A 16,691-nucleotide genomic window follows, 5' to 3' on the forward strand; every position below is an offset into this window, starting at 1 on the left:
TGCTTAGCTGCGATCCCGGCGTTTAAGCCACCAGCGCACCGCGAAAACCAGCACCAGCACCCCAATCAGCCAGATCCAGTGGCGCAGGTGCTGGTCCAGCGCGTGCAGCCAGGGCTCCAGCACTTCACCGCCCACGTAGCCTAAAGTGGTGAAGATCAGCGCCCAGATGATGGCGCCCACAATGTTCAGCGGCAGAAAAATTTTTGGCGGCAGGTGACTGGCCCCAATCAGCAGCGGGCCGATGATGCGGAAACCGTACATAAAGCGGGTGCCGATCACGAAAAGGTAAGGGTGGCGCTGGATCAGCTGCTGGGCGCGGTTGATTTTCTTCTGATGGCGGGAAAAGCGCCGCAGGATCGCCGGACCAAACCGGACGCCAAGCAGATAGAGTAGCTGATCGCCGATCATGCCCCCCAGCGCTACTGCGGCCACGACCAGGGGAAAACGCAGCAGCCCTTGATGCGCCGCCACGCCACCCAGTAGGGTGATAGTCTCGCCTTCCGCTATGCTGCCAATAACCAACGCGGCATAGCCATACTGTGCAATGAGAGTATTAATGTCCATAGGGGTAAGCGTAGCTGTCCTGAGAAAGTCTGCCTAATCATACACTCCCTCTGTCAATGAACCGACAATGACCATTTCCTTGTGTTGCTCAAAAAATAATCTCAGGCTGCATTATACTTGAGTTATCGCTAGCGGGCCGACAACAAGGGGGCGTTATGAACCATGTCTGGGGACTCTTTTCCCATCCCGATCGTGAAATGCACGTGATCAGAAGCGAAAACGAAACGGTCAGCCATCACTATACCCACCATGTGTTGTTGATGGCCGCCGTACCGGTAATTTGCGCGTTCATTGGTACCACGCAAATTGGCTGGGATTTTGACGACGGCAATATTGTAAAACTTTCGTGGACAACCGGACTGGCGCTGGCCGCGGTCTTTTACGCGCTGATGCTGGCAGGGGTGGCGGTAATGGGGCGGGTGATTTACTGGATGGCGCGTCGCTATCCGCAGCGTCCTTCCCTGGCGCACTGCATGGTGTTTGCCGGTTACGTGGCAACGCCGCTATTTTTAAGCGGGATTGTGGCGCTCTATCCTATTGTCTGGCTCTGCGCGCTGGTGGGCACCCTGGCGCTGTTTTATACCGGTTATCTGCTCTATATCGGTATTCCTACCTTCCTGAATATCAATAAAGAGGAGGGCCGCAGCTTTTCCGGTTCTACGCTCGCCATCGGCGTGCTGTTGCTGGAAGTGTTACTGGCGCTGACGGTTATTCTTTGGGGTTATGGATATCGTCTCTTCTGACGTCACTGCATTGCTGGCGGAATTGCCAGCAATGCAGCATCTGTTCACGATTAACTACTGGTAGCAAGGCATCCGGACGGCTATGATGCCTTAGCCAGCCCGTGTTCTCGCTTCGGCCCGGGCGGCGTACGTTATTACGTGCGTGAATAATTATCCGAAATCTCACCATGCTGAAATTCCGCGTTTCTTTACTGAGTCTTGCTCTGTTGCTGGCTGTGCCAGTGGCGACCCCCGCAATCGCCAACACTGCCGCTGTGGCTACGGCGACACAGCCGGAGATTGCTTCCGGCAGCGCTATGATCGTCGATCTGAATACCAACAAAGTGATCTATTCCAGCCACCCGAATCTGGTGCGCCCGATCGCTTCGATTACCAAATTAATGACCGCGATGGTGGTGCTGGATGCACGGCTGCCGCTGGATGAAAAACTGCGCGTCGACATCAGCCATACGCCAGAGATGAAAGGGATTTATTCCCGCGTGCGTCTGAACAGCGAAATCAGCCGTAAAAATATGCTGCTGCTGGCGCTGATGTCCTCGGAAAACCGCGCCGCGGCAAGCCTGGCCCACCACTATCCGGGCGGCTATGACGCTTTTATCCGCGCCATGAACGCCAAAGCGAAGGCGCTGGGCATGACCCAGACGCGTTTTGTGGAGCCAACCGGTCTGTCGATTCATAACGTCTCGACGGCGCAGGATCTGACGAAGCTGCTGATTGCCACTAAGCAGTATCCGCTGCTCGGCCAGCTCAGCACCACCCGCGAAGAGATGGCCACTTTCTCGCATCCGGCCTATACCCTGCCGTTTCGTAACACCAACCATCTGGTCTACCGCGATAACTGGAATATCCAGCTGACTAAAACCGGCTTTACCAACGCGGCGGGCCACTGTCTGGTGATGCGCACGGTCTTTAATGGCAAGCCGGTAGCGCTGGTGGTGATGGATGCCTTTGGCAAATATACCCACTTTGCCGATGCCAGCCGGCTGCGGACCTGGATTGAAACCGGAAAAGTCACCCCGGTTCCCGCCGCGGCCCTGAGCTACAAAAAGCAAAAAGCCGCCCAGATGGCGACGGCGCAGAACGATTGAATCGCGTTTAATGCCCGGCGGCGCTTCGCTTGCACGGGCCTACGGGTTGTGTAGGCCGGGTAAGCGCAGCGCCACCCGGCAATACCGCGTTGAAATAGATTACTCCGGCAGCGTCCAGTCACCCTCGTTAAGGGGGCGCTGCAAAATTAGCGTATCGCGCCAGTCACCTTTCTTATATCCCACGCTTCTGAGCTGCCCCGCCACTTCAAAACCGTGCTTTTTATGCAGGCGTAACGACCCGGCGTTGTTTGGCCCGTCGCCCACCACGGCGATCATCTGGCGCCACGGCCCCTCTTCGCTGCGGGTAATCAGGGCGCTCAGCAGCGCGCTGCCAAAGCCGCGTCCGGGCGTGCTGGCCTCGACGTAAATCGACTCTTCAAGGGTATAACGGTAGGCGGGGCGTGCACGATAGTGGGTGGCGTAGCAGTAACCCACCACGATACCCCGATAGAGCGCCACCAGCCACGGCAACCCCTGACTGGTCACCGCATGTATGCGCTCGCGCATCTCGTCAACGGTAGGAGGCACTTCTTCAAACGATGCGCGTCCGTTCAGCACGTGCCAGGCATAGATGGCGGCAATGGCATGCGCATCCTCAAGCTCGGCATCGCGAACCTGAACGTCAGTTTCGGAGAAAGTTTCAACAGCCGACATAATATGTCCGCTCCTCATCAAAAAAAGCCAGAGAAACGTTTCTCTGGCGACCCGTGGCTACTCTAGTACGATTTATAGGGGCTTAATAGTAGGTCCGTTCGGGCTAACTGGTGTGATCAGTAGCTTGCGAGCCATTACGCACTGTTTCTGACTCCTCTTTCCAGTTTTTATGCTTGGTTGTTTTGCCAATCCCCGGGTTCATACTGTTAGTTGGGTCATTAGCGCGATAAAACTGTTTTAATGAATCCGGTGCTTCGTAAATGTGACCGACATTGTGTTCCGCCGGATATTGCGCGCCGCGCGCCTTCAACAGGGCCAGCATTTGCGCCTTCAGGGCGTGGGCATCGACCCCTTTTTTAACGATGTAATCCTGGTGGAAGACGTAACACATAAAGTGGCCGTAATAGAGCTTATGCACCAGCTGGCTGTCGATCTCCGGCGGCAGTTTTTCGAACCATTCGGTATCGTTGCGGCGCAGGGCGATATCCAGCGCCAGAATATCCTCTACCTCGTCGGCGTGAACCGCCTGATAGCGGATCGCGGCGCCAGCAGCGGCAAAGCGGTGTAAAAAGGCCTTGCTGCCCTCTTCCGGGGTGCAGGCAAAGAAATCCCCCTCCGCGGTTTTGAAGAATTCGCTCAACCAGCTTTGCGCTTCGGCAATGCCGTCGCCCGCCATTTTCAGCAGCAGGTGATGTTCATACTTATCCCGCCAGCTTTTCATCCGCGGCGGCAGGTGTGCCGGGAATGCGCTGCCCAGCTTCTGCATGAAGCGGTCGGTAAAGTTAGGCTTAAACAGCGACACCTTCTCCAGCATCGCATCGGTGCGCCCCTTCATGGTGAAGAAGAAGGGCATCTTGTCGGTGCCGAGCTTGTCGATCATCAGGAAGGTGTCTTTGCCATAGCGTTCGGCGATGTCGTAAATATCCCGGTGCATATACTCGCCGGCGACCGGCAGATGGGTAAACTCCCCGAGAATGTGGCGACGGATAGTGGTCAGCACCTCCGGCTGGTTGGTGCCGATATAGAACACCTGCTGGCGTTTCTCGGCCGGGAAGGTGTCAAGGCGTACGGCAAAGACCGCCAGCTTGCCGGCACAGCCGGAAGATTCAAACAGACGGTCCGGGTCGGCGTTATAGCGCGCCGGGGTGTCGGCATCAATTTCACGTACCCGGCTGATGTAATCATGGTCGTGAGCGTGGCGCCCGTCATGCAGGACATCGCTATCTTTAACGCGGTCATCATCCAGCTTGCTGAGGATCTGCTCCGGCGTGACCCCTAAATCGATACCCAGATGGTTCACCAGCGTCAGCTTGCCCTGCTCATCGATGCGGGCGAACAGCGACATTTCGGTATAGGCCGGGCCGCGCTGCACCAGCGAGCCGCCGGAGTTATTGCAGATCCCGCCGATCACCGAGGCGCCAATACAGGAGGAGCCAATCACCGAATGCGGCTCCCGGCCCAGCGGCTTGAGCGCCTTTTCCAGGGAGTAGAGCGTGGTGCCCGGGTAGGCCAGCACCTGCTCGCCCTTATCCAACAGATGCAGCTTATCGAGGCGCAGGGTGCTGATGATGACAATGTCGCGATCGTAATCATTGCCGTTCGGCGTGGAGCCTTCGGTCAGGCCGGTATTGGCCGCCTGCATCAGAATGATTTTGTCTGCCGCGACGCAGGCATTAAGTACCCGCCACAGCTCCAGCAGCGTGCCCGGGAACACCACCGCCAGCGCGTCCCCTTGGCCGGAGCGAAAGCCCTTGCGGTAGCGGGCGGTTTTTGCGGCGTCGGTAAGCAGGTGCGCCTGGCCTACCAGACGTGACAACTCGTTAATGAAGCTGGTGTTATCGTGCAGTTGTACAGAAGACATCATCCACCCCTTGTGGTTATTCAAATGCGTCGTCGAAAATCATAGCGCGATTAATGTTTAAGCGAACGACTATTCACCAGAAAAATCAGAGAATAAACCCTGCAACGTTCAGAGGGTTTATGGCACACTGCGCTTTTCGTACGGTCTGGCCGCGACTATCCGGCGGTTATTGATGAGAGAGTAAACGAAATGAAATGGCTCTGTTCTGTAGGTGTGGCTGTAAGTCTGGCGCTGCAACCCGCGCTGGCTGACGACCTGTTTGGCAATCATCCGCTCACGCCGGAAGCCCGGGACGCATTTGTAACCGACCTGCTTACTAAGATGTCGGTTGATGAGAAAATCGGCCAGCTGCGCCTCATCAGCGTCGGGCCGGATAATCCGAAAGAAGCCATTCGCGAGATGATTAAAAACGGGCAGGTAGGGGCGATTTTCAACACCGTCACCCGCCAGGATATCCGCAAGATGCAGGATCAGGTGATGGAACTCAGCCACCTGAAAATCCCGTTATTCTTCGCCTATGACGTGGTTCACGGCCAGCGTACCGTCTTCCCGATCAGCCTCGGCCTGGCCTCCTCCTTTAACCTCGAGGCGGTGAAAACCGTCGGTCGCGTCTCTGCATACGAGGCGGCGGATGATGGCCTCAACATGACCTGGGCCCCGATGGTGGACGTCTCCCGCGATCCACGCTGGGGCCGCGCCTCAGAAGGCTTCGGAGAGGATACTTATCTCACCGCGACGATGGGTAAAACCATGGTAGAAGCGATGCAGGGCAAAAGCCCGGCAGATCGCTACTCGGTGATGACCAGCGTCAAACACTTCGCCGCCTATGGCGCCGTGGAGGGCGGTAAAGAGTACAACACCGTCGACATGAGCCCGCAGCGCCTGTTTAACGACTATATGCCGCCGTACAAAGCGGGTCTGGATGCCGGCAGCGGCGCGGTAATGGTGGCCCTGAACTCCCTGAACGGGACGCCGGCCACCTCCGACAGCTGGTTGCTGAAAGAGGTTCTGCGCGACAAGTGGGGCTTTAAGGGCATCACCGTCTCCGATCACGGGGCGATCAAGGAGCTGATCAAGCACGGCACGGCGGCGGATCCGGAAGATGCGGTGCGGGTAGCGCTGAAATCCGGCATCAACATGAGCATGAGCGATGAGTACTACAGCAAGTACCTGCCGGGTCTGGTGAAGAGCGGTAAGGTCACCATGGCGGAGCTGGATGACGCCACGCGCCATGTTCTGAACGTCAAATATGATATGGGGCTGTTTAACGATCCGTACAGCCACCTGGGGCCAAAAGAGTCTGACCCGGTAGACACCAACGCTGAAAGCCGCCTGCACCGCAAAGAGGCGCGTGAAGTGGCGCGTGAGAGCCTGGTGCTGCTGAAAAACCGTCTCGAGACCCTGCCGCTGGCGAAATCTGGCACCGTGGCGGTGGTGGGCCCGCTGGCCGACAGCAAACGCGATGTGATGGGCAGCTGGTCTGCGGCAGGCGTGGCGGATCAGTCCGTCACGGTGCTGACGGGCATTAAAGATGCGCTGGGCGACAAAGGCAAAGTGATTTACGCCAAAGGGGCCAATGTCACCAACGATAAAGACATCGTCACCTTCCTCAACCAGTATGAAGAGGCCGTGAAGGTCGATCCGCGCTCCGCCCAGGAGATGATTGACGAAGCGGTGAATGCTGCGAAGCAGTCTGATGTGGTCGTGGCCGTGGTGGGTGAAGCTCAGGGGATGGCGCATGAAGCCTCGAGCCGTACCGATATCACCTTGCCGCAAAGCCAGCGCGATCTGATTGCCGCGCTGAAAGCCACCGGCAAGCCGCTGGTGCTGGTGCTGATGAACGGCCGTCCGCTGGCGCTGGTGAAAGAAGATCAGCAGGCTGACGCGATTCTGGAAACCTGGTTCGCCGGTACCGAGGGCGGTAACGCCATTGCCGACGTGCTGTTTGGTGACTACAACCCGTCGGGTAAACTGCCGATGTCCTTCCCGCGCTCGGTGGGGCAGATCCCGGTCTATTACAGCCACCTGAATACCGGCCGTCCTTACAACGCCGACAAGCCGAACAAGTACACCTCGCGCTACTTTGACGAAGCCAATGGCCCGCTCTATCCGTTTGGTTATGGCCTGAGCTACACCACCTTTAAGGTTTCTGAGGTGAAAATGTCGGCCCCGACCATGAAGGCGGACGGCACGGTGACCGCCAGCGTGGATGTCACCAACACCGGCAAACGTGAAGGGGAGACGGTGGTTCAGATGTACGTTCAGGATATTACCGCCTCCATGAGCCGCCCGGTGAAACAGCTGCGTGGCTTTGAGAAGGTCAACCTGAAACCGGGTGAAACGAAGACCATCAGCTTCCCGATCGACGTGGATGCGCTGAAGTTCTGGAATCAGCAGATGAAATATGACGCTGAGCCAGGCAAGTTCAACGTCTTTATCGGTACGGATTCTGCCCGCGTAAACAAGGGTGAGTTCGAACTGCTGTAAAAATAGCCCGGCGCTGCCGGGCAATATCCAGACGGGGCCGCCTCACCTGATTCGTGATCGGCCCCGCAATTTTTTTCCCGTCCCGCCTGAAACCGACCTGATTCCCTCTTTTTTATTCCTCACCGGCGGGTGATTTGTGATGATTTTCACACTTCATTTTTGCCGCCCCTGATAAAACGTGAACCCCATCAAAAGCCCTTTCTACCGCCTTATCCTGGCGTGACGATCTTCACTCTTCGCTCAAAATCCCCAGACAGGGCCCGCGAGCAGGGGGATAAAACGGCGTTAAATGCCTGTCACTTAACAGCTGACAGGTATCAACATGAAGCTCTCGTTAGAAAATGTCGTTCTCGACCGCAGCGGTCTGACTCCCGTCACCGATCTCCTCCAGGGGCTGATTGCGACCCTCGCCCAGGCCGGTGGCGGTACGCTGGTGATCACGCCGGGTACCTACCTGACGGGCACGCTGGTATTACCGTCAAACTTCACCCTGCATCTGGAAGCCGGTGCGCGTCTGCTGGCGAGCCCCCATGAGGCGGACTACCAGGCCTGCGAAACCCAAAGCATGGCCGAGCTTTCCAGAATGGCGCTCCTCTATGCGCGTGATGCCCATCACCTGACCCTGTGCGGTCCAGGCTGCATCGACGGCAATGCCAGCGCCTGGTTTGCGCCAGCGCCGGACGCCCAGGGCTACCGTCAGCCGAAAACCCATCGTCCGCGCATGCTGGTGCTGGAAGGGTGCGAGCAGGTGCGGATCGCCGATATCACGCTGTACGACGCACCCATGTGGACCGTGCACCTGGTCAGCTGCAGGCATGTTTTTATCAAACAGATCACCATTGATAACGATCTGGCGCTCTCCAATACCGATGCGCTGGATCTCGACAGCTGCCAGCATGTGCACCTCAGCGACAGCTATTTCAGCGCCGCCGACGACGGCATCTGCCTGAAGACCACCGCCAAAAGCGCAGCGTTGCAGCAGCCGATGGAGAACGTCACGGTCAATAACTGCATCATTCGCTCAAAAAGTTGCGCCATCAAAGTGGGCACCGAGACCTTTGCCGACATCCGCAACCTGGTGGTCAGCAACTGCGTCATTTTCGAATCCAACCGCGCCATCGGCCTGGTCTCCCGCGACGGCGGACGGTTCAGCCAGATGCTGTTCAGCAATATCGTCTTTGATTGCCGGCACGGCGATCCCTGCCACTGGGGAAAAGCCGATCCGGTCTTTGTCTCCGTCCGCCACCGCGCGCCCAACGTCGCGCCCGGCGAGATAAGCCAGGTCACGTTCTTAAGCCTCAGCGGAAGCGGGGAAGGGGCTATCAACCTACACAGCGACGTGCCGGGCGCCATTCACGACATCACCTTTAACGGGCTGAGCTTCTCTCAGCGCCTGAGCGCCAGCGAGGAGCAGGGCTGCTATGACGTGCGCCCTCCCTGTAACCCCGCGCGCCCGACAGGGATGGGACTGGATAACGCCTGGCGCGTTAACCCGCAAACGGGGCGCGCCTACGGCGTAGAACGCTATCCGCACGGACTGCCCGCGCTCTATGCCGCAGGTGTTGAGGGATTACAGCTGCACGTCATCCAGATTGCCCGTCCGCTGCCGTTACCTGCGGGCTGGGATGAAGAGAGCATCCGAACTTACCCGGCGAATACAGGGAATACAAAATGATAAAAAAAGTGCGAGAAATTAAACTGCGTAACTATGTCTGTTACGGGCTGGCAGATGTGATTGGCTCCGGTGCCTTCACGCTGGTCAGCGCCTGGCTGCTGTTTTTCTTAACCACCTTCTGCGGGCTGACGCCGATTCAGGCGGGCTCGCTGTTTGCGGTGGCGCGTATTGTCGATGTGATCATGTGTCCGGTCATCGGCTACATTTCCGATAACTTCCATAAGACGGCGCTGGGCCGACGCTTTGGCCGTCGCCGCTTCTTCCTGCTGGCCAGCATTCCGCTGGTGTCGGTCTACAGCCTGCTGTGGGTGGAGGGCTTCAATTACTGGATGTACCTGCTGTTCTACATCCTGTTTGAGATCGTTTACACCATGATCATCATCCCGTACGACACCCTGTCGGCAGAGATGACCTCCGACTTCAAAAAGCGCTCAAAACTCACCAGCGCCCGCATGTATATCGCCCAACTGGCCGGTTTTGCTGCCGCCTTCCTGCCGGGACGTCTGGTGGCATACTTCGGGCCGGAGTCGTCAGCGTCATTCTTTTATACCGGCGCCATTTTCACCGTCTCCTTTATGATCGTACTGTTCTTTGTCTACTTCGGCACCTGGGAACGTTCGCTGGAGGAGATCCAGCAGAGCGAAGCCCACAGTGAAGAGGAAGAGAAGGAGCCGCTGGCAACCCGGACGTACCATATCTATTACGATTTCCTCTCCACCCTGAAAATCAAAACGTTCAGATCGCACCTCGGGATGTATCTGGGCGGTTCAGTGGCGCAGGATATCTTCAACTCCGTCTTTACCTACTTCGTGGTCTTCGCCCTGATGACCTCGTCGGTGATGGCCTCTAACCTGCTCGGCGTGATCAATGCCCTGCAATTCTTTGGCGTCGGGATCGCCACCTGGCTGACCCTGCGTTACTCCCCGTCCCGGGCCTTCGCCACCCAGGCCTCAATGGCTCTGGTGGCCTTTGCCCTGCTGGTGTCAGCGTACTTCCACCAGACCGGTGGGATGGTACTGCTGTATGCCGGGGCGGCGATTGCCGGCCTGGCGCGCGGCGGGATCTACGCCATTCCATGGAATAACTACACCTTCGTGGCAGACGTGGACGAGATCCTCACCTGTCAGCGTCGGGAGGGGATCTTCGCCGGCTTTATGAGTCTGCTGCGTAAGGCCTCTCAGGCGATGTCGATTTTCCTTGTTGGCGTGGCTTTGCAGATGTCGGGCTTTGTCTCCGGGCAGTCCGCGCAGCCGCAGTCGGCCATCAACATGATCATAGTGATCATGATTGTGCTACCGATGATCCTCACCGTCTGGGGGATCTGGTCGGCCTGCCAGTTCCGCATCAACAGCCGCACCCACGCCATTCTGAACGAAGAGGTGGCGCGCCTGAAGCAGGGCGGCAGCAAGGCGACCGTCAGCGCGGAAAACCGTGCGGTTATCGAAAGCCTGACCGGTATGCCGTATGAGCACTGCTGGGGCGAGAACAGCGTTGGCTATCTCAACCGCAAACGGATGATGGCGCGTCAGAGCCCTCCGCAATTCACCAACGCCTGATCCTCACAGCCTGACCGGGTCCGGGCCCCCGGTCTTTCAGGACGAAGCACATGACAGAACACAGCGTATATATTCAGCAAGGGATCTGGGCCAGACTGGGTCTGCCCCGGGAACTGAGCTGGGGTTTTATCGGCATTTTTCTGTTTATTACCGGTGCCACCATCGAGCAAAGCTGGCTGGCCTCGATGCTGCAAAACCGCGGCTTTGATGCGTTTCACATCAGCCTGCTCTCATCGGTGTTCGGCCTGTGCGTGGCGGTGATCTCCTGGTTTGCGGGGATCGGCGCGGGGGTACTGGGCCTGCGTCGTCTGATGTGGAGTGCCACGGCGATCTACTTTCTCGGTTCGATCCCGTTTATCGGCTATGCCCTGCCGCAGGGAAACTACCCCCTGATGGTCGCCAGCTACACCCTGCGCGGCGTGGCTTACCCGCTGTTTGCCTACTCGTTTCTGGTCTGGATTAACCAGCGCTGCGAGCCGCGTATCCTGGGGCGGGCGGTTTCCTGGTTCTGGATCGCCTTTGGCGTGGGGATGACCATTATCGGACCGTGGTACGCCAGCCTGATGTTGCCGCGGATCGGCGAAACCGCCACCCTGTTGAGCGGCTTTATCTTTGTGGTACTGGGGGCGTTCTGCGCGCTGGTGCTCAATCCCGATCGGCCGCAGACGGCGCAGGGCGGCAGCATGGGGGCGGCACTCACCGAAGGGATCATGGTGATGCTGCGGGAGCCTAAAATGCGTCTCGCGGTGATCGTCAAAACCATCAACGACATCGGCAAATTTTCGCTGGTGATCCTGATGCCGGTCTACCTGCCGCGCTTTGGCTTCAGTATCGCGACGTGGCTCACCATCTGGGGGCTGGTGAACGTTGTTAATATTTTCGCCAGCTACTTCTTTGGCTGGCTGGGGGACACCATCGGCTGGCGTAACACGGTGGTCTGGTTCTCCGGCACCCTGTGTGGTCTGGCGATGGTGGCGGTATGCTACGCCCCGGTGCTGTCTGGTAACAGCGAGCCCGCGCTGTTCTGCGCCTTAGCGCTCTATGCCATTGGGCTCGGGGCGTTCGGGCCGCTCAGCGCGCTGATCCCCTCCCTGCTTCCTGATAACAAAGGCGCGGCGATCGCCTGCCTCAATCTGGGCTCCGGCCTGAGCAACTTTGTCGGGCCGCTGATTATCACCCTCTGCGTGGCTCCCCTCGGCGTGGAGGGAACGCTGTGGGTGATCGCCATGCTCTACTTTGCCGCCAGCGTGCTTACCCTGCCGTTAAAACTGCCTGAGACGCGCTAAAACGCCACTTATCGACTACGCTTTTCTCTCAAGCCTCTGAAAAAGGCGGCAAAATCATGAGGAAAGCGGAATGACTATTTTAAAGGGGATTGTTGGTTCAGCGGCGCTGCTGGCGGCGTTGAGCCTGCCATTACAGGCAGCGGAGCCGGTAAAGGTCGGGTCGAAAATTGATACGGAAGGGGCGCTGCTGGGCAATATTATTTTGCAGGTGCTGGAGAGCCATGGCGTCAAAACCGTCAATAAAGTGCAGCTGGGTACTACCCCGGTAGTGCGTGGCGCCATCACCTCCGGCGAACTGGATATCTACCCGGAATACACCGGCAACGGGGCCTTCTTCTTCAAAGATGAAAATGACCCGGCGTGGAAAAATGCCAGCAATGGCTACGAGAAAGTGAAAAAACTCGATGCCGAACAGAACAAGCTAATCTGGCTTACCCCGGCTCCGGCGAATAACACCTGGACCATCGCGGTACGCAAGGATGTGGCGGAGAAAGGCAAACTCACCTCCCTTGAGGATCTGAGCCGCTACCTGAAAGAGAAGGGTGATTTCAAACTCGCCGCCTCAGCCGAGTTTATCGAACGCCCGGATGCCCTGCCTGCCTTTGAAAAAGCCTATGACTTCAAGCTCGATCAGAGCCAGCTGCTCTCACTGGCGGGGGGTGATACCGCCGTCACCATCAAAGCAGCCGCTCAGCAAACCTCGGGCGTGAACGCGGCGATGGCCTACGGTACCGACGGCCCGGTAGCGGCGCTGGGTCTGCAAACCCTCACCGATCCAAAAGGCGTTCAGCCGATCTATGCCCCGGCGCCGGTGGTGCGCGAGGCGGTGCTGAAGGCTTATCCGGAGCTGGACGCCTGGCTGAAGCCGGTATTTGAAACGCTGGATGAGAAAACCCTGCAACAGCTGAACGCCAGCATTGCAGTCGAGGGGCTGGATGCCAAAAAAGTGGCGGCAGATTACCTGAAGCAAAAAGGGCTGGTGAAATAACCCGCCGCAGGACTGTGCTGTGCCGATAAGATGTCATAACCGCGTGCTGCTGCTGATGGCTCTCATTGCCCTGGCTGCAGCCGCGCTACCCTTTGTGAATTTTGCCCCGAACCGGCTGGTGTCCGGGGAAGGGCGTGCCGTCTGGCAGGTGTGGGCGTTCTCGCCTGCACTGCTGCTTATTGTGCCGGGTCTGTTAATCGTGCTTGCACTGATGCGTGGTCGCGGGGCAGTGGTGGCGACGCTTGTGGTGTGCGAGCTGCTGTTCGCCGGGCTGGTCTGGAGCGCGGGGCTTGCCGCCACGCATCTTGCCAGCAGCGAAAGTCCGCTGGCGCGCACTGCCGTGGGCAGCGGCCTGTGGCTCTGGCTGGCGCTCTGCCTGCTCGCCTGCAGCGATGCCATTCGTCGGCTTAACCTGCCGCCGCTCTGGCGCTGGCTGCTGCAGGCGCAAATCTGGATCCTGCCGTTGCTGCTGCTGTTCAGCGGCGAACTCAACGCCCTCTCGCTGATGAAAGAGTACGCCAACCGGCAGGATGTCTTTAACGATGCCGGGCAGCAGCACCTCACGCTGCTGCTGGGCACCCTCATCCCGGCCCTGCTGATTGGCGTGCCGCTGGGGCTGCTTTGTTATCGCCGTCCGGCCTCTCAGGGGCCAGTGTTTGCGGTGCTGAATATCATTCAGACCATCCCTTCCGTGGCGTTGTTCGGCCTGCTGATTGCCCCGCTTGCCGGGCTGACCCGCGCCTGGCCGTGGCTGTCTTCGCTGGGCATTGCCGGAACCGGCCTGACGCCCGCGCTGATCGCCCTGGTGCTCTATGCCCTGTTGCCGCTGGCGCGCGGGGTGCTGGCGGGGCTCAGCCAGGTGCCCGCCGAGGTGCTGGAGAGCGCCGACGCGATGGGGATGAACAGCCGCCAGCGTTTCTGGCAGATCCAGCTCCCGCTGGCCCTGCCGGTGCTGTTGCGCGGCCTGCGCGTAGTGGCGGTGCAGACCGTGGGGATGGCGGTGATAGCGGCCTTAATTGGCGCCGGAGGATTCGGCGCGCTGGTGTTCCAGGGGCTGCTGAGCAGCGCCCTGGATCTGGTGCTGCTGGGCGTTATACCGACCATCGTGATGGCGGTGGTGGTGGACGCGCTGTTTGCGCTGTGGATCGCCCTGCTGCGAAGGAGAACCGATGATTGAGTTTGATGATGTAAGTAAAACCTTTGCCGGCGAGCCCGCGGTCAGCAATCTGGATCTGACCTTTGCCGAAGGGGCCTTCACGGTGCTGGTGGGCACCTCGGGCTCGGGCAAATCGACCACCCTGAAGATGATCAACCGACTGGTGGAGCATGACAGCGGTCTGATCCGCTTTGCCGGGCAGGAGATCCGCAGCCTGCCGGTGCTGGAGCTGCGTCGGCGGATGGGTTATGCCATTCAGTCCATCGGTCTCTTCCCGCACTGGACGGTGGCGCGCAACATCGCCACCGTGCCGCAGCTGCAAAAATGGCCTCGGCAACAGATTGACGACCGGGTGGATGAACTGATGGCGCTGCTGGGGCTGGATCCTGCCCTGCGTGAGCGCTATCCGCACCAGCTTTCAGGCGGGCAGCAGCAGCGGGTCGGTGTGGCGCGGGCACTGGCCGCTAACCCGGAGGTGCTGCTGATGGATGAACCTTTTGGCGCCCTCGACCCGGTCACCCGTAGCGCGTTGCAGCTGGAGATGACCCGCATCCATCGCATTCTGGGGCGGACCATTGTTCTGGTAACGCACGATATCGACGAGGCGCTCCGGCTGGCAGACCACCTGGTGCTGATGGACAGCGGCAGGGTAGTGCAGCAGGGGACGCCGCTGGCGCTGCTGACCCGACCGGCGAATGGATTTGTGCGCGAGTTTTTTGGCCGCAGCGAACTGGGCGTACGCCTGCTGTCGCTGCGCACGGTCGGCGAGTCGATGCGCCCGGAAATCACCTCGGGCGAGTCCAGCCCGCTGCGGGCCTCCATGAGCCTGCGGGATGCGCTCTCGGCATTTGTCAGCCAGGGCTGTGAGCGTCTGCCGGTGGTGGACGATCAGGAAAGGCCGTGCGGCACGCTCTGGTTTCGCGATCTGCTGGCCCGGGAGGCGTCGTGAGGCTATTACGCGATCCACTTCTGTGGCTGGTGGCGCTGTTTGTGGCGCTCCTGTTCCTGATGCCCTACAGCGCGCCGCTCTTCAGCGCGCTGTTCCCGGAGCTGCCGCGCCCGGTCTACCAGCAGGAGAGCTTCGTTAGCCTGACGCTCGCCCACTTCTGGCTGGTCGGCATCTCCAGCCTCTTTGCCATCGTGGTGGGGGCAGGCGCCGGGATTGCCGTAACGCGGCCGGCGGGCCGGGAGTTTCGCCCGCTGGTGGAGACCATCGCCGCCGTCGGGCAGACCTTCCCGCCCGTGGCGGTACTGGCCATTGCGGTACCGGTGATGGGCTTTGGCCAGCAGCCGGCGATTATCGCGCTGATCCTCTATGGGGTGCTGCCGATTTTACAGGCGACGCTGGCGGGGCTGGCGGCAGTGCCCGCGGCGGCCATCAGCGTAGCCGAAGGGATGGGGATGAGTGGCTGGCAGCGCCTGCGCAACGTCGAGCTGCCGCTGGCCGCGCCGGTGATGCTGGCGGGGATCCGCACCTCGGTGATTGTGAATATCGGTACCGCAGCCATTGCCTCAACGGTAGGGGCAAACACGCTGGGGACGCCGATTATTATCGGCTTAAGTGGCTTTAATACCGCCTATATTATCCAGGGTGCGCTGCTGGTGGCGCTGGCGGCGATTGTGGTCGATCGCGCCTTCGAACGGCTGGCACGAAGCCTCAGCCAACACCGCCACGGACAATAAACGAATAACCTGCCAGCATCACGCCCCCAATACCGCTGACGGCCATGAGAAAGAAGAGGGTGATAACCGCGACTTTGGTTGCCTTCATAATGTGCTCCTGATGTTAACAGGGCGATTATACGGTGAAGCGCGGGTGTTAATGAACCATTAATTGCCTTTCAGCGGGAAGACGGGATAGCCGTGCGCCTGCCACTGGGTCAGCTGCTGCTCCTGCGCCGCCGTCGGTGATTCTCCGCACCAGACCAGCAGCGTCTGTCCGTCGAACAGCTCCGGGCGCAGCTGAGCCAGCGAATGCGCCAGCACGTCGACGCGCCAGCCCTGCTGGGCGGCAATCCACGCTTCAAACCACAGGCGAGTCGTGTCGTGCACGTTCCAGCCGACTACCAGCGCATCTTTGCTGTTCTTCTTTCGCGCCGTAGCAAGATAAATACAGATATAGTTGATAAGCACGCCGTCCAGCGCGCTCAGCAGTGCCTGGAGCGTGGGCTGCTGCGATTGCAGACGCCTTCGTAACGGGATGAACAGTTGGGTAATAAGGGTTTGCGCAGGGTATTCACTGCCTCGTTCCTTGATCCATATACGCAGACGGTGCAGATGGCCGCATTGCAGATAACGCAGCAGCACCTCCTGTTGTTCGCGCCAGATGTCCTGCTCCTTCTGACCTTCCGGGCTCAATAGCGTTTTAACCTTCCCGACCTGGACGCCATTATCGATCCAGCCTTTGATCTCACGGATCCGGTCGATATCCGCATCCGTAAACAGCCGGTGGCCACCGTCGGTTCGCTGCGGTTTCAGTAATCCGTAACGTCGCTGCCATGCCCGTAACGTCACAGGATTGATATCACACAGGAGTGCCACTTCTCCTATCGTGTAGAGCGCCATGTTTTCCCTCCGGCTTGCGCATGCCCAGATTAACTGTAGACGGAGAATGCTGAACCAGGAAGTTTCGC

Annotated in this window: 15 protein-coding genes; 10 read left to right on the forward strand and 5 right to left on the reverse strand. The window is 59.1% G+C overall.

Features of this window, described 5'->3' with window-relative positions; translation table 11 throughout:
- Positions 1–3 precede the first annotated feature (3 nt).
- Positions 4–564, reverse strand: a complete 561-nt coding sequence (locus B3X29_RS00815; RefSeq protein WP_159339586.1) for a DedA family protein — start codon at positions 562–564, stop codon at positions 4–6.
- 155 nt (positions 565–719) lie between these two features.
- On the opposite strand from B3X29_RS00815, the gene B3X29_RS00820 reads away from it, so the two are divergent.
- Both B3X29_RS00820 and pbpG read left to right on the forward strand, forming a co-directional pair.
- Positions 720–1,307, forward strand: coding sequence for a Yip1 family protein (locus B3X29_RS00820; protein ID WP_103180303.1), 588 nt, complete (start codon positions 720–722; stop codon positions 1,305–1,307).
- Positions 1,308–1,474: 167 nt separating this feature from the next.
- A complete protein-coding gene (gene pbpG / locus B3X29_RS00825; protein WP_103180301.1) occupies positions 1,475–2,395 on the forward strand; it encodes a D-alanyl-D-alanine endopeptidase in 921 nt (306 codons plus the stop codon).
- 99 nt (positions 2,396–2,494) lie between these two features.
- Here the strand turns inward: pbpG and B3X29_RS00830 are convergent, their stop codons facing one another.
- Both B3X29_RS00830 and dld read right to left on the reverse strand, forming a co-directional pair.
- Positions 2,495–3,049, reverse strand: a complete 555-nt coding sequence (locus B3X29_RS00830; protein ID WP_159339585.1) for a GNAT family N-acetyltransferase — start codon at positions 3,047–3,049, stop codon at positions 2,495–2,497.
- A 103-nt stretch (positions 3,050–3,152) separates the two neighbouring features.
- A complete protein-coding gene (gene dld, locus B3X29_RS00835) occupies positions 3,153–4,910 on the reverse strand; it encodes a D-lactate dehydrogenase (RefSeq protein WP_103180298.1) in 1,758 nt (585 codons plus the stop codon).
- Between the two features lie 189 nt (positions 4,911–5,099).
- Between dld and bglX the strand changes: the two genes are divergently transcribed.
- From bglX to B3X29_RS00875, 8 genes are all read left to right on the forward strand, one after another.
- Entirely contained in the window at positions 5,100–7,397 is a 2,298-nt protein-coding gene (gene bglX, locus B3X29_RS00840; protein WP_156654890.1) for a beta-glucosidase BglX, read from the forward strand.
- Between the two features lie 322 nt (positions 7,398–7,719).
- The gene (locus B3X29_RS00845; protein WP_159339584.1) at positions 7,720–9,072 is read left to right on the forward strand and encodes a glycoside hydrolase family 28 protein; all 1,353 of its coding nucleotides are present in this window, start codon (positions 7,720–7,722) and stop codon (positions 9,070–9,072) included.
- The gene (locus tag B3X29_RS00850) at positions 9,069–10,628 is read left to right on the forward strand and encodes an MFS transporter (RefSeq protein WP_159339583.1); all 1,560 of its coding nucleotides are present in this window, start codon (positions 9,069–9,071) and stop codon (positions 10,626–10,628) included. Before B3X29_RS00845 ends, B3X29_RS00850 begins: the two co-directional genes overlap by 4 nt.
- A gap of 50 nt (positions 10,629–10,678) precedes the next feature.
- Entirely contained in the window at positions 10,679–11,914 is a 1,236-nt protein-coding gene (locus B3X29_RS00855; protein WP_159339582.1) for an MFS transporter, read from the forward strand.
- 70 nt (positions 11,915–11,984) lie between these two features.
- Complete coding sequence (gene osmF, locus B3X29_RS00860) at positions 11,985–12,902, forward strand: glycine betaine ABC transporter substrate-binding protein OsmF (protein ID WP_103180290.1); 918 nt, start codon at positions 11,985–11,987, stop codon at positions 12,900–12,902.
- Positions 12,903–12,921: 19 nt separating this feature from the next.
- Positions 12,922–14,079: an ABC transporter permease gene (locus B3X29_RS00865; RefSeq protein ID WP_103180288.1), complete on the forward strand. Its 1,158-nt coding sequence runs from the start codon at positions 12,922–12,924 to the stop codon at positions 14,077–14,079.
- A complete protein-coding gene (locus tag B3X29_RS00870; RefSeq protein WP_103180286.1) occupies positions 14,072–15,007 on the forward strand; it encodes an ABC transporter ATP-binding protein in 936 nt (311 codons plus the stop codon). The genes B3X29_RS00865 and B3X29_RS00870 overlap by 8 nt, the downstream gene beginning before the upstream one ends.
- Positions 15,004–15,741 (forward strand): ABC transporter permease, encoded by a 738-nt coding sequence (locus tag B3X29_RS00875; RefSeq protein ID WP_159339581.1) that lies wholly within the window; start codon positions 15,004–15,006, stop codon positions 15,739–15,741. Before B3X29_RS00870 ends, B3X29_RS00875 begins: the two co-directional genes overlap by 4 nt.
- On the opposite strand, the gene B3X29_RS00880 is transcribed toward B3X29_RS00875, so the two are convergent.
- Together B3X29_RS00880 and mlrA are read right to left on the reverse strand one after the other, a co-directional pair.
- The gene (locus tag B3X29_RS00880; protein WP_072036698.1) at positions 15,716–15,829 is read right to left on the reverse strand and encodes a protein YohO; all 114 of its coding nucleotides are present in this window, start codon (positions 15,827–15,829) and stop codon (positions 15,716–15,718) included. The two genes, B3X29_RS00875 and B3X29_RS00880, sit on opposite strands and share 26 nt — an antisense overlap.
- Positions 15,830–15,888: 59 nt before the next feature.
- On the reverse strand, positions 15,889–16,623 hold the full coding sequence (gene mlrA, locus B3X29_RS00885) for an HTH-type transcriptional regulator MlrA (RefSeq protein WP_103180283.1): 735 nt from the start codon (positions 16,621–16,623) through the stop codon (positions 15,889–15,891).
- Between the last annotated feature and the right edge of the window lie 68 nt (positions 16,624–16,691).

This window comes from Leclercia sp. UBA5076, assembly GCF_002416465.1.
Lineage (GTDB): Bacteria > Pseudomonadota > Gammaproteobacteria > Enterobacterales > Enterobacteriaceae > Enterobacter.